Genomic DNA, 13,836 nt, shown 5'->3' on the forward strand with positions numbered 1-13,836 from the left:
GAACACTTGAGTTAGAGAGGTGCAAGCATACCGGCGAATACCCGGCGATGAAGGCCGTTCGTCGATTTTTCCGAGTGGGATGTGGCAGGGGAGGTTCCAGTCCAAGCGCTTCGAAGCTCAAAGCGCTTTGGGACCAGGTGATGCGGGGATTACTTTTTGCCCAGGCTGATCTGCTTGGACGGGCCGAATGTCTGGCCGCTGACGCCTTTGGCGATTTGCTGGATTTCACCGCCGGACTTGAGGAACGCAGCGATCTGGTCGTTGATCGATTCGCTGGTTTCAACGGCTGGAGCTGGCTTTGCTTTGCTGTTGGATGCTTTTACGCGCATGGCGGCCATTAACCTGTCGATAATTAATTGGGCCAGGTATCGTACAGGAAATACGTGACCCTTGCTTGGCTGATATCCCGTTGAGTGATCTGGATAGGGCCGGATAATGGCTGGATTTATGCCGCAGTCGTTGCCCTAAGCCACTGTTTTAAATAAAAACCGACAAGGAAATATAACGTCGAGCAGCCTGTGCGAATCAGTCGCATGGTGTGTCGTCCGCCTGACGAATGGCCGCTTCCGGCAGGATAACGCTGGCAGATCAAGGTCGGGACGGGCGCTTTCCCGCCGGTCACGAATCGCACCGCAAAACCGGGTAGAATGCCGCCCACGCAATGAGGGTATTCGGAAATGGCTTTAGTCGGGCGCTACAACAGTTTGCAAGTGGTTAAACACACGAACTTCGGTTTATATCTGGACGGTGGTGCGGACGGCGAAATTCTTTTGCCCAATCGTTATATCCCCAAGGATATTCCCAGCGAAGATGAAGATTGGCTCAATGTCTTTATTTATCTGGACAGCGACGACAAACTGATCGCGACCACGGAAAAACCCAAAGTCCAGGTCGGCGAATTCGCCAGCCTGAAAGTGGTTGAAGTCAACAGCATCGGTGTGTTCCTCGATTGGGGACTGCCCAAGGATCTGCTGCTGCCGTTCTCGGAAGAGAAACGCCAGATGACTGCCGGGGATTATTGTGTGGTGCACGTCTATCTCGACAAGCACACCCGCCGCATCACCGCCACGGCGCGCCTTGACCGCTACCTGGACAAGACTCCGGCCAACTATGCGCCGGGGCAGGAGGTGGATCTGCTGGTTGCCGAGGCCACCGACATGGGCTTCAAGGCGATCGTCAATAACCGCCACTGGGGACTTATCCACAAGAACGAAGTCTTCAAGTTCCTGCGCCCAGGCAAGCAGGAAAAAGGTTACATCAAGGAAGTCCGCGCAGACGGCAAGATCAGCCTGAGTCTGCAACCGGTGGGCCAGGAAGCCGCCACCAGCTTGAATGCCAAGATCCTCGCCAAGTTGCGTGACAACAACGGCACCCTGCCGGTCAGCGACAAGAGCGATCCGGCGCTGATCAGCAGCCTGTTTGGGGTGAGCAAGGGCAACTTCAAGAAAGCCATTGGTGCGCTGTACAAGAATGGACAGATTGTCATTCATGCGGATCGCATTGAGTTGAGCTGATCTGCAGCCTGACAAAGTGACTTGTGGCGAGGTGGTTTGTGGCGAGGGGATTTATCCCCGCTGGGCTGCGTAGCAGCCCCAAGCCCTGACATCTCGGTGTGCCAGGCAGAACAAGTTGACTGTTTTGGGGCCGCTTCGCGCCCCAGCGGGGCGGTGCGACGTTTCGCTAAATCCCCTTGCCACAAGCGCTGGGTCTAGCCTTTTGATCTGGCTGTATACAAAATCCTGCACCTTTAGCATGCACTCACGCCCTGTTCGTGGGCGTATCCATCTTCTCGGCTGCCTTTCAGCACTGTCGTACACCTCGGTTTGTCTCACATCCTCCGCCTATGGCACGCATTCTGCGTACCGCTTCGTATACAAACCATGCCGGCTCCCGTGCGCAGTATGGTGAGCAACTCATCCCGGGGGCACGGCGGTACTCATAAGGAGCCCCGCGATGTCCGAGCAATTACCCAACGGTTATAGCCCCCGTCTCTATAACGAAGACTTGGGCCCGCTGCCGCAGAAATGGAATTGGTACAACATTTTCGCGTTCTGGATGAGTGATGTGCACAGCGTCGGTGGTTATGTGTTCGCCGCCAGCCTGTTCGCATTGGGGTTGGCGAGTTGGCAGGTGTTGATTGCGTTATTGGGCGGGATTTGCATCGTGCAGGTGATCGCCAGCCTGGTGGCCAAGCCGAGCCAGCAGGCGGCGGTTCCGTATCCGGTGATCTGTCGGCTGGCGTTCGGCGTGTTCGGGGCGAATATCCCGGCGGTGATTCGCGGTTTGATTGCCGTCGCGTGGTACGGCATTCAGACGTACCTGGCGTCCAGTGCGCTGATCATCGTGGTCCTGCGGTTCTTTCCCACAATGGAAGTGTATGCGACGCCGCATTTTGCCGGTTTATCTTACCTGGGCTGGTTTGGTTTCCTCAGCCTGTGGTTTGTCCAGGCGCTGGTGTTCTGGACGGGCATGGAGTCGATCCGCCGTTTCATCGACTGGGCGGGGCCAGTGGTCTACGCCGTGATGTTTCTGCTGGCCGGCTGGATCGTGTGGAAGGCCGGTTGGAGCAACATCAGCTTTACGCTGGCGGAAAAATCCCTGTCCGGCTGGCAGGCGTTCGGTCAGGTGATCGTGGCGACGGCGCTGGTGGTGTCATATTTTTCCGGGCCGACCCTGAATTTCGGCGATTTCAGTCGCTACTGCCGGAGCATGTCTGACGTGCGTCGGGGTAATTTCTGGGGGCTGCCGCTGAATTTCCTGGCCTTCTCGCTGGTCACCGTGGTGATTGTTTCCGGAACCTTGCCGGTGTTCGGCGAAATGCTCCATGACCCGATCGCCACCGTAGCGCGCATCGACAACGATGTGGCGGTGTTGCTCGGGGCCTTTGCCTTCGTGACGGCCACCGTCGGCATCAATATTGTCGCCAACTTCGTCTCGCCGGCCTTCGACTTTGCCAACGTCGCACCCAGCAAGATCAGTTGGCGTGCCGGTGGCATGATCGCTGCGCTGGCGTCGATTTTCATCACGCCCTGGAACCTGTTCAACAATCCTGAAGTGATCCATTACACCCTGGATGTGCTGGCAGCTTTCATCGGTCCGTTGTTCGGGATTCTGCTGGTGGACTTCTATCTGATCAAAAAGCAGTCGATTGACGTCGATGCGCTGTTCAATGACGGCCCGAGCGGGCGCTATTACTACAGCGGCGGTATCAACTGGACGGCGGTCAAGGCGCTGGTGCCAGCGACGTTGATGGGGGTGGCGATCACCTTCACGCCGCTGTTGCAACCGATGGCCAGCTTTGCCTGGTTCACCGGCTGTTTCCTCGGCGGGGTGTTGTATTTTGCCCTGGCGCGGCGTGAGCCGGCCGCGCAACCGAGCCCATCGTTCAGTTCGGTTGGCCAGGCCTGATCAACGCAGGACGGTTTGAGCACAAGGGTTTACCGCGCTCCGGCGCGGTAGCAACAACCCACCGGCCAGCACCAGGCCGCAGCCGGCAACGATCAGCGCCGGTTGCAGACCCCCGCTGAAGTGGCTGCTCAGCGCCGCCAGCAACGGTCCACTGAGCTGGCCCACGGCAAAACAAGCGGTCAACAGCCCGGCGTTGCGCTGGGTGGCGTGGGGGGCCAGTTCCCGGGAGCGCAGCATCACCAGTTGCATGCACGCCAGGAACGGCGTGCCACACAGGATGACCCCAAGCGCCAGCCCCGGCCCGCTGCCCAACAGGCAGGCGAACACTCCGGCGGCCTGTAGCCATAACGTGCCGATCAACCAGCGACCAGTGGTGTTTGGGGTTGGTCGACGCAGGCTCACCAGCAGCACACCGAGGGCGGCCGCCAGGCCGAAGCAGGGCCAGAACAAGTCGGCCTGCCATTGACCATGGAATTGCGCCGAAGCCATTTGCGACAGGAACGTGGCGGGGATGATGTAGCCCACGCCGTACAAGGCGTACACCACGCCGAGCCGGGCAATGCCACGGTTCGCTGATGAGCCGGTCGGCGGCGCAACGGTCATGGCAGCAGCGGGTTGCGGCAGGATCGGTAGCACCACCAGCAGCATCGCCAGAGCCACACCGGCATACACCAGCCACAGTGTGGCGGATGTCTGGCCCAACAGGTTAGAGCTCAAGGCCAGCAGGCCTGTGAGAAAAATCCCCAGCCCCGGTCCGGCAAATACCAGCGCGCCCAATCGTGGTCGTCCCGCCGCGGCTGCCAGAGGTTGGCTCAAGGCCGTGATCATCACCAGCACCCAGGCACTTGCCACGCCCGTGCCGAAGCGCAGTGCAAGGTGCGGCCAGAAGCCCCAGGCCCAGAACGACGCCAGGGTCAGCAGCACGCACAGCCACAGGCCGCCGAGCAAACGTCGGCGCACCTGCTCCGGGCGGCGGGCGAACATGGCGTCCAATGCGCCGAGGAAATAACCCAGGTAATTGGCGGCGGCAATCAGACCGGCGGCGGTCAAGTCGATCTGACCTTCGCCGATGAGATGAGGTAACTGAGGTGTGAGGGCGAAGCGGCCGATGCCCATGGCCATCATCAAGGCAATGAAGCTGGCAAGCAGGCGAACAAGGGGCGACATGGTTGTTCTCCACATTGAGGCGAATGACCGTCAGGCTAGAACCGATTGACTTTCATTAAAAATGAATAATAGTGAGTAACTTGTTCCTTTTTGGAGAATGTCGTGGAGTTCAGCCAGTTGCGGATTTTCCAGGCGGTGGCCGAGGAAGGGTCCATCACCCGCGCCGCCGAGCGCCTGCACCGGGTACCGTCGAATCTGTCGACCCGGCTCAAGCAGCTCGAAGAGCAATTGGGTGTGGATCTTTTCCTGCGGGAGCGTCAGCGCTTGCAGCTATCGCCTGCGGGAAAAGTCCTGTTGGACTATGCGGCCAAGCTCTTTGCCTTGCATGACGAAGCCCATGCGGCCGTGCAGGGTGGGCAACCGGCCGGGGAGTTTGTGCTGGGCACCATGTACAGCACAGCGGCGATTCATCTGCCGGACCTGCTGGCCGGTTATCACCGGGCGTATCCGGCGGTGAATCTGCAAGTACAGTCCGGGCCCAGCGGCGAATTGCTCGAGGGCTTGCTCACCGGGCGGCTCGATGCGGCGCTGGTGGATGGCCCGCTGGAGCTGGCGGGACTGGACGGCGTGCCGTTGTGCGACGAGCGATTGGTGGTGATTACCGAGGCCGATCATCCGCCGGTGCGCAGTGCGCTGGATGTCCAGGGCCGCTCGGTGTTTACCTTTCGCCGGGGCTGTTCGTACCGCATGCGCCTGGAAGCCTGGTTTGCCCATGATCATGCAACCATGGGGCGAGCGATGGAGATCGAGTCATACCAGGGGATGCTGGCGTGCGTGATAGCCGGGTCCGGAGTGGCGTTGTTGTCCGAGTCGATGCTGACCAGCATGCCGGGTCGCGAGCGGGTGGCAGTGCACCCACTGGCCGAGCCGTTTGCCAGCGCCACGACCTGGCTGATGTGGCGCAAAGGCATGGTCGGAGCCAACCTGAACGCCTGGATCGAGTTGCAGCAACAGGCCTGGCCACGGATGCCCGTGGCAACGGCCCAATCGGCTTGAACTACGGGCGTGGGATTTGGATCAATTCAGTAACAGATCATTGCAAACAGAGACGAGCATTGCGCAGCACATCGGACTATTATCAACGCGAAGGGGCCACAGAAATCTGCCGCTCGCACGACCCTGAGGGGGCACCACGATGAAAGAGAAAATCCAGAACTGGCTTCACGACTTGGGTGTCGCGCTCGGGCTGATCGAACCGCCCATGCAGCCGATACCGATTCGCACCGATGACGAGCAACGCCGCCGCTAACCTGTGGCGAGGGGATTTATCCCCGCTGGGCTGCGAAGCAGACCCCAAACAAACCCACTCCATTCGTCTGTCATGTTGGAATAATCCTGATGCGAGGGCCGCTCCGCGGCCCAGCGGGGATAAATCCCCTCGCCACAACTGCGTCTATTTCTATTTTTGCCTTAAGCAAATAAAAAAGGTGTGGTCACCGACACCACACCTTAGAAGAAAACTTTTCTCAGTTGTAGATCAAACCATCTTCGCCACCACGTTCGAGCGTGGCGACAACAGACTGACCACCACAAAGCTCACCAGCGCCACGCCCAGGCTGTAGTAAATCGGCGTGTTGGCGTCCAGGCCATCCTTGAGCATGAAGAACAGCGCCGTCAGGAAGCCCAGCGACATACTGGTGATCGCCCCCGCCGTAGTGGCGCGTTTCCAGTAGATGGCGCCGATCAGCGGGATCAGCATGCCGCCCACCAACAGGTTGTAGGCCAGGGTCAGGGCACTGATCACGTCGCTGACCACCAGGGCGATGCCTAACACAACCACCCCCATCAACAGCGTCGCGATGCGGTTTTCATGGGCGTCGCCGCCGGTGTTTTCGCGGCCTTGGCGCAGACGGGGCAGCAGATCCTGGACCACGGTGGTCGAGGCCGCGAGCAGGCCCGCCGCGGCGGTGGACATCAGCGCTGCCAGTGCGGCGGCGACCACCAGCCCGCGAATGCCACTGGGCAGGCTGGTCTGGACGATGCTGGCGAAGGCGTTGTTGACGTTGGCAAGGTCTGGCAGCAACACCTTGGCCGCCATGCCGATCAGCGCCCCGGCCAAGCCATACAGGACGCAATACAGGCCCGCTGCGGTGCCGGCCACTTTTGCCACGCCTTCGCTGCGAGCGGTAAACACCCGCTGCCAGATGTCCTGGCCGATGAAGATGCCGAAGAAGTAGATCAAGAAGTAAGTGATGATGGTGTCCCAGCCAATCGCGGTGAAATCGAAATAGCTGGCCGGCAGTTTCGCCACCATCGCATCCCAGCCGCCGGCGTCCATGATGGACATCGGCATCAGCAGGAACACCAGGCCGACGGTCATGATCAGGAACTGCACGATGTCGGTGAGGGTCAGCGACCACATGCCGCCGATGGTGGAATACAGCACCACCACACCGCCGCCCACCAGGATGGAAGCCCAGAAGGGCAGGCCGAATAGCACCTGCATGACGGTGCCAATGGCGATGGTCGAGGTGGCACCGATCATCAGTGCGTAAACCAGCATGATCAACGCACTGGCGTGGCGTGCGGCCGGGTTGTAGCGACGCTCCAATACCTGGGTAACGGTGTAGATCTTCAGCTTGAGCAACGGCTTGGCCAGGAACAGGCTCAGGCCGACGATCCCCAGGCCGATGGCGCCGCACAGCCAGAACCCGGAAATCCCATGGACATAACCCAGGCGCACGGTGCCGATGGTGGACGCGCCACCCAGCACTGTGGCGGCCATGGTGCCCAGATAAAAGCCCGGGCCGAGGTTGCGCCCGGCGACCAGGTAGTCGTCACGGGTCTTGGCGCGGCGCATGCCGTACCAGCCGAGGGCGATCATGCCGGTGGCGTAGATGAGAACGACGATTAAATCCAAAGCCATGATGGCGTGTCTCCGATTGTCTTTTTTATAGTGAAGTCGGGGCGTGTGCTGCCTTTGTGGCGAGGGGATTCAGCGACCCGTCGCACCGCCCCGCTGGGCTGCGGAGCGGCCCCAAAGGCAGTCAACTTGATCTGTCTGTTACACCGAGGGGTCAGGGTTGGGACCGCTGCGCGCTCCAGCGGGGATGAATCCCCTCGCCACAGGGTCAGCGCTCGGCTGGTTCTTGTTACGCGGATCATCCGGCCCATACACCGCCTTCGGTTCCGGGAACATCCCGAGCAACACCAGGTACACCACCGAAGCCAGGCCCAGCGTTACCGGCAGGCTGATGTCGATGCCGCCGGCCAGTTCGCCCAGCGGGCCGACGAACTGCCCCGGCAGGTTGACGAAGCACAGCCCGACCAGCGCGCTGGGGATCCAGGCCCCCAGGCCACGCCAGTTCCAACCGTGGCTGAACCAGTAGCGGCCGCCGGTTTCGCCCCGGGTGAACACTTGCAGGTCATCCGGGCAGTAGAAGCCGCGTCGCACCAGCAGGCCAATGATCATGATCACCATCCACGGGGTGGTGCAGGTGATGATCAGCACGGCGAAGGTCGACACGCTTTGCACCAGGTTCGCCGCGAAGCGTCCGATAAAGATGAAGGCAATCGACAGCACGCCGATCAACAGCGTCGCCTTGACCCGTGACAGCACGCGAGGAAACACGCTGGACATGTCCAACCCGGTGCCGTACAGCGACGTGGTGCCGGTGGACATGCCGCCGATCACCGCAATCAGGCATACCGGCAGGAAGAACCAGGTCGGTGACACGGCCAGCAGCCCGCCCACGTAGTTGTTCGCCGCGATGTAGTCCGGTGCCTTGATCGCCACGATGGTGGCGGTGGCGAGGCCGAACAGGAACGGAATCAGCGTCGCCAGTTGCGCGGCGATCACCGCTGCCATGATGCGACGCTTGGGCGTGTGGCGCGGAATATAGCGCGACCAGTCACCGAGGAATGCGCCGAAGGAAATCGGGTTGCTCATGGCTACCAGCGCCGCACCGATGAACGCTGCCCAGAAACCCGGCTGGCCGAGGCTGACCGTACCGGCGAACTGGCTGTCAAAGGTCGGCGCGAAGGCGAAGATGCCCAGCAGGAACAGCAGGCTGGCGGCCCACACGGCGATACGATTGACCCATAGCATGAAGCGGAAGCCATAGATGCACACCGTCAGCACCAGCAGGGCGAACAGGCCGTAGGCCAAACCCAGGCTCAGGTCGGTTTCCGGCACGCCGACCAGGCGTTTGGCGCCGCCGATCAGCGCATCCCCGGAACTCCAGACAGACAGCGAGAAGAACGCGATGGCGGTCAGCAGCGACAGGAACGAACCGACGATCCGCCCATGTACGCCGAAGTGCGCACCGGAAGACACGGCGTTGTTGGTGCCGTTGAGCGGACCAAACAGACCCATGGGGGCGAGGATGATCGAACCCACCAGCACGCCCAGCACAATCGCCCAGACCCCGGCCTGGAACGACAGGCCGAACAGCACCGGGAAACTGCCGAGCACGGCGGTGGCGAAGGTATTGGCTCCGCCGAAGATCAGGCGAAACAGGTCCCCCGGGCCGGCGGTTCGTTGGTGGTCCGGAATCTGTTCGACTCCGTTGGTTTCGATTTGCGTAAGGCTGTTGTCGTTATTGTTATGCATGATCTGCTCCGATCATAAAGGCGCGCCCGTCGTGTGCGGGCGTCACCTGTTGCTAAGGGATTGGCAGCCCTTCCGGCATTGCGGACAAATGTTCGTGACAGGCCAGCCATAGGCCTTGTTGTTCTTGGCGAAACACAATGGTCTCGCGCTCCTGGCTAAAGTGAAGCTCCCCTAGCATGCGCAGCTCGGTGGCCACGTCATGGATGAAAACCGCCACGTCCCCTTGCAGGCTGACGAAGGCGTTGCTCGAGGTGCACGAGAGCACCTCGAAACCCTCCTCGGACCGCCAGCGGTCCCACAACACCTGGTAGGCATCGCGAGACAGCAGGGGCTGTTCGAGGGTGTGGAACACGAAGCTCGCGTCAACGGTGAACGCGTCGAAGTAGGCGTCACGATCGTTGCGAGCGAAAGCCGACACCAGCTCCGCGGCGGCCCTGAGTACTTGATCCTGTTCGTTCATGACGACGCCTCAGCGATGGGCCACGCCGGGCAGTACGCAGAGCATCTCGTACAGCAGGTTGGCGCCCAGCAGCGAGGTGTTGCCGGTGGTGTCGTACGGTGGCGAGACTTCCACCAGATCGCAACCGACCAGGTCGAGGCCCTGGCAGCCGCGCACGATTTCGATGGCCTGGATGGTGGTCAGGCCACCGATTTCCGGGGTGCCGGTACCGGGGGCCCAGGCTGGATCGATGCCGTCGATGTCGAAGCTCAGGTACACCGGGCCGCCGCCGACTTTCTCCCGGACTTCGGCCATCAGCGGTGCCAGGGAATGGTGCCAGCACTCTTCGGCCTGGACCACGCGGAAACCCTGGCGGCGGCTCCAGTTGAAGTCATCGGCGGTATAGCCCTGGGCCCGCAGGCCGATCTGCACCACGCGGTCGCAATCGAGCAAGCCTTCTTCGACGGCGCGGCGGAAGGTGGTGCCATGGGCGATTTTCTCGCCGAACATGTGGTCGTTCACATCGGCGTGAGCGTCGATATGCACCAGACCGACCTTGCCGTGCTTCTTGTGGATGGCCCGCAGGATCGGCAGGGTGATGGTGTGATCGCCGCCCAGGGTCAACGGGATGACGTTGTGTTCGAGGATCTTGTGGTACGACTCCTCAATGATCCGTACCGCGTCCAGCAGGTTGAAGGTGTTGATCGCCACGTCGCCGATGTCGGCCACCGACAGCGAGTCGAACGGCGCGGCCCCGGTGGCCATGTTGTAGGGGCGGATCATCACGGATTCGGCGCGGATCTCCCGGGGCCCGAAGCGGGTGCCGGCGCGCAGGGAGGTGCCAATGTCCAGCGGCACGCCGACGAAGGCAGCGTCCAGGCCGGCGGCAGTCGGTACATGGGGAAGTCGCATCATGGTGGCGATGCCGCCGAAGCGCGGCATTTCGTTGCCGCCCAGTGGTTGGTGAAGAATCTTGTCCACGGGTAGGGCCTCATCGTTTGTTTTAGTTATCAGGGGCCGATTCTGCGAAAAGCCGTGGCCGCGAAGAATCGCTGGGGGCAAATACTTAGTTCAGATTTTTCTAAACTAATGCGGAGCGGGGCGATAGACTCCAGTCCAGCAAGGCTGGCCCTGATGGATACCCTGTGGCGAGGGGATTTATCCCCTCGCCACAAGGTTTTGCAGTGAACGCCGGTATGGAGAACCCCCAATGACCAACGCTCTACCCGACCTGAAACTGCTGCGCATTTTCGTCAGCGTGGTCCGGCACCAGGGATTCGCCAATGCCCAGCACGAACTCAATCTCTCTACATCGGCCATCAGCACTTACATGAGCCAGCTTGAGTCGGCCCTGGGCCTGGTGCTGTGTCATCGCGGTCGGGGCGGGTTCAGCCTGACCAGCAAAGGCGAGCTGTTCCATCAGGAAACCCTGCGCCTGTTGGGCGAGCTCGAAGGTTTCGAGCAGTACGCCGCCGCCCTGAAGGGCGAGCTGCGTGGCACGTTGAACCTGGGGGTGATCGACTCCACCGTCAGTGACAAGGCCCTGCCGTTCGCCGAGGCCATCGGCGCCTACAGCCTGGAGCATCCGGCCGTGCACCTGCACTTGTCGGTCATGAGTCCTTACGAACTGCAACTTGGCGTGCAGGACAACCGCCTGGACCTGGCCATCGGTGCGTTTTCCACGCGCATGAGCGGGTTGGTCTACATGCCGCTGTACCGCGAGCAGCACTGGTTGTACTGCAGCAACCGCCACCCGCTGTTCAACGAACGGCGTATCCCCGAACAACTCATCACCCAGCAGCGCATGGTCGGACGCGGTTACTGGAGCCAGGCCGAGCTGGCCCGCCACGGCTTCAAGCACAGCGCCGCGACGGTGGAGAGCATGGAGGCGCAGCTGATCCTGGTCCTGTCCGGCGCCTACATCGGTTACCTGCCCGAGCACTACGCCCAGGCCTGGGTCGACAAGGGCGACTTGCGGGTGCTGCTGCCGGCCACGTTCGGCTACCAGGCGCCGTTTTCGATGATCATGCGCCGGGGCCGCAGCCGCGAGCCGTTGATCCAGACTTTCCGCGATCTGCTTAAAGCGCAGCTCCACCAGGCCTGAGGTGACGATGTCCAGAATCCACTGCCCGCGCTGCCACAGGCCGCAAAGCCACTGCTTGTGCCCGCTGATACCCAGCCTCGACAGCCGTACCCGGGTCCTGTTACTGCAACATCCCAGCGAAGTGAACCACGCCTTGAACACCGCCCGGCTGGCGGCGCTGGGGCTCAACAATGCCGAGTTGATCGTGGGCGAAGTGTTCGAGCATCTGCCTGCGTTGCTCAATCGACCGTGTTATCGGGCCTGCCTGCTGTTTCCCGGTGAAGATGCGCAGCCGATGCAGGCCTATGGACCGTCCGATGATCCGCTGCTATTGGTTGTGCCAGACGGCACTTGGCGCAAGGCGCGCAAGTTGCTGCACCTCAATCCTTTGCTGGCGGCGTTGCCGAGGGTGACGCTGGTCGAAGGCGGGATATCTCGTTACCGCTTGCGCAAGGCACCGGGGCCGGGCGCGTTGTCGACGGTGGAGGCGATTGTCCAGGCGTTGCAGGTACTGGAAGCGCCGATGAGTTTCGAGCCGTTGCTCAGACCGTTCGAGGCGTTGATCGAGGGACAGATCGCGGCCATGGGGGAGGAGACTTACCAGCGTAACCACACCCACTGATGATCGTTCCCACGCTCCGCGTGGGAATGCCGCCAGGGACGCTCAGCGTCCTCCCAAGCGTGACGCGGAGCGTCACAGGATGCGTGCCCACGCAGAGCATGGGAACGATCAGGCCATTACCGCTCGCGCATCGCCTCGGTCCGTGCCTTCAACACCGGCTTGAGCAAGTAATCCAGCACACTTTTTTCCCCGGTAATAATGTCCACCGTCGCGACCATCCCCGGGATGATCAGCAGTGGCTTGGTGTCGCCGCCCAGATGATTCTTATCGGTACGCACCTGGATCAGGTAGAAGCTGTTGCCCTTGTCGTCGGTGATGGTGTCGGCGCCGATCAGTTCGAGCCGGGCGCTCAGCCCGCCATAGATCGTGTAGTCGTAAGCGCTGAACTTGACCATGGCTTTCTGGCCCGGATGCAGGAAGGCCACGTCTTGCGGGCGCACCTTGGCTTCGATCAGCAGGTTGTCCTCCATGGGCACGATTTCCAGCATGTCGCTGCCCGGCTGCACCACGCCACCGATGGTGTTGACCTTGAGCTGCTTGATCACCCCATGCACCGGTGAAACCACGGTGGTGCGGGTCACACGGTCGTCGATGGCGATGCTCGAGGCGGTGATCTTCGACAGATCCGTGCGTTTCTCGTTGAGCTCCTTGGCCGCGTCGGAACGGAAGGTTTGCTCCGATTCGTCGATCTTGCTCTTGATTTCGTTGATTGCCGATTCGGCCCGGGGAATCGCCAGGGTGGTGGCGTTGAGCGAGCCGCGGATCTCCACCGCACTGCGCTTGAGCCGCAGGATTTCCACCGGTGATACCGCGCCGGTGCTCACCAGCGGCGCGGACATGTTCATTTCCTCTTGCAGCAGGGCCAGGCTGGAACTGAACTGGCCTTGCTTGGAACGAAACTCCGCCAGCTCCTGAGTCTTCTGCCGCAGTTGCTCGGTCAGGGTCCGTTGTTCGCTGGCCAGCAATCGTTGCCGTTGCTCATACAGCGCGCGCTCGTCTTCGGCCACTTGCGGAGCGTTGGCGGTCACTTCGGCCGATACCTGAAACGGCCGCCCCTCAGCCTCCGCCGACAGCCGCTGGACCTGCGCCATCAACGCATAGCGATCAGCCTCGCTCTCGCCCTTGTTCGACCGATACCGCGTATCGTCCAGGCGCAGCAGGGTGTCGCCCTTGTTCACCATCTGGCCTTCGCGGACGAAAATCTCAGTGACGATGCCGCCCTCCAGGTTCTGGATCACCTGGACTTTGCTCGAGGGAATGGCCTTGCCCTCGCCGGTGGTGACCTCTTGCAGGATCGCCAATTTCGCCCAGACCAGTGCAGTAACGATCAGCCCGGCGGCCAGCCACACGGTGACGCGGGATCGGCGGGGTGAATCCTGCAGCGCCGCACCGGCGGTTTCCGGCATGAACTCGCTTTCGGCACTTTTGCTGAAACTGCCGAAGTAGCTTCGGGCGGCTTGATCGGATGTTTGGGCAGACATGGGGATACCCGTCGGTTAAGTGAAGTAATGCTGGGCACGGCTTTTGTGGCGAGGGGATAAATCCCCTCGCCACAAAGATTCGGT

13 protein-coding genes are annotated in these 13,836 nt (G+C 61.4%); 6 read left to right on the plus strand and 7 right to left on the minus strand.

Features of this window, described 5'->3' with window-relative positions; genetic code table 11:
* Window positions 1–149: 149 nt before the first annotated feature.
* Window positions 150–338 carry a hypothetical protein gene (locus tag QZH45_RS08830; RefSeq protein WP_016702300.1) on the minus strand — a complete coding sequence of 63 codons (189 nt, stop codon included), beginning with the start codon at window positions 336–338 and terminating at the stop codon, window positions 150–152.
* 339 nt (window positions 339–677) lie between these two features.
* Here QZH45_RS08830 and QZH45_RS08835 point away from each other — a divergent pair, with 339 nt between their 5' ends.
* Window positions 678–1,514, plus strand: coding sequence for a CvfB family protein (locus QZH45_RS08835; protein ID WP_024779094.1), 837 nt, complete (start codon window positions 678–680; stop codon window positions 1,512–1,514).
* A 439-nt stretch (window positions 1,515–1,953) separates the two neighbouring features.
* Window positions 1,954–3,408: an NCS1 family nucleobase:cation symporter-1 gene (locus QZH45_RS08840; protein WP_053192909.1), complete on the plus strand. Its 1,455-nt coding sequence runs from the start codon at window positions 1,954–1,956 to the stop codon at window positions 3,406–3,408.
* On the opposite strand, the gene QZH45_RS08845 is transcribed toward QZH45_RS08840, so the two are convergent.
* Entirely contained in the window at window positions 3,409–4,575 is a 1,167-nt protein-coding gene (locus QZH45_RS08845; protein ID WP_024779096.1) for an MFS transporter, read from the minus strand.
* A gap of 102 nt (window positions 4,576–4,677) precedes the next feature.
* On the opposite strand from QZH45_RS08845, the gene ptrR reads away from it, so the two are divergent.
* A complete protein-coding gene (gene ptrR / locus QZH45_RS08850) occupies window positions 4,678–5,571 on the plus strand; it encodes a putrescine utilization regulator PtrR (RefSeq protein ID WP_024779097.1) in 894 nt (297 codons plus the stop codon).
* A 139-nt stretch (window positions 5,572–5,710) separates the two neighbouring features.
* Window positions 5,711–5,824, plus strand: a complete 114-nt coding sequence (locus QZH45_RS08855) for a PA1414 family protein (protein ID WP_282958520.1) — start codon at window positions 5,711–5,713, stop codon at window positions 5,822–5,824.
* Window positions 5,825–6,052: 228 nt separating this feature from the next.
* On the opposite strand, the gene QZH45_RS08860 is transcribed toward QZH45_RS08855, so the two are convergent.
* The 4 genes from QZH45_RS08860 to speB form a co-directional block, all read right to left on the minus strand.
* Window positions 6,053–7,441: a sodium:solute symporter gene (locus tag QZH45_RS08860; RefSeq protein ID WP_024779098.1), complete on the minus strand. Its 1,389-nt coding sequence runs from the start codon at window positions 7,439–7,441 to the stop codon at window positions 6,053–6,055.
* Window positions 7,442–7,579: 138 nt separating this feature from the next.
* Window positions 7,580–9,130, minus strand: coding sequence for a purine-cytosine permease family protein (locus QZH45_RS08865; RefSeq protein ID WP_231995067.1), 1,551 nt, complete (start codon window positions 9,128–9,130; stop codon window positions 7,580–7,582).
* A gap of 49 nt (window positions 9,131–9,179) precedes the next feature.
* Complete coding sequence (locus QZH45_RS08870; RefSeq protein WP_024779100.1) at window positions 9,180–9,587, minus strand: YybH family protein; 408 nt, start codon at window positions 9,585–9,587, stop codon at window positions 9,180–9,182.
* Between the two features lie 9 nt (window positions 9,588–9,596).
* Window positions 9,597–10,547, minus strand: coding sequence for an agmatinase (speB, locus tag QZH45_RS08875; protein WP_024779101.1), 951 nt, complete (start codon window positions 10,545–10,547; stop codon window positions 9,597–9,599).
* 229 nt (window positions 10,548–10,776) lie between these two features.
* Between speB and QZH45_RS08880 the strand changes: the two genes are divergently transcribed.
* Together QZH45_RS08880 and QZH45_RS08885 are read left to right on the plus strand one after the other, a co-directional pair.
* Window positions 10,777–11,670, plus strand: a complete 894-nt coding sequence (locus tag QZH45_RS08880; protein WP_024779102.1) for a LysR family transcriptional regulator — start codon at window positions 10,777–10,779, stop codon at window positions 11,668–11,670.
* Between the two features lie 7 nt (window positions 11,671–11,677).
* Window positions 11,678–12,271, plus strand: a complete 594-nt coding sequence (locus QZH45_RS08885; protein WP_024779103.1) for a tRNA-uridine aminocarboxypropyltransferase — start codon at window positions 11,678–11,680, stop codon at window positions 12,269–12,271.
* Between the two features lie 116 nt (window positions 12,272–12,387).
* Here QZH45_RS08885 and QZH45_RS08890 read toward each other — a convergent pair whose 3' ends face one another.
* Window positions 12,388–13,752, minus strand: coding sequence for an HlyD family type I secretion periplasmic adaptor subunit (locus QZH45_RS08890; RefSeq protein WP_024779104.1), 1,365 nt, complete (start codon window positions 13,750–13,752; stop codon window positions 12,388–12,390).
* Window positions 13,753–13,836: the final 84 nt, after the last annotated feature.

Origin of the sequence: Pseudomonas corrugata, from assembly GCF_050920615.1 — a bacterium.
Lineage (GTDB): Bacteria > Pseudomonadota > Gammaproteobacteria > Pseudomonadales > Pseudomonadaceae > Aquipseudomonas > Aquipseudomonas corrugata.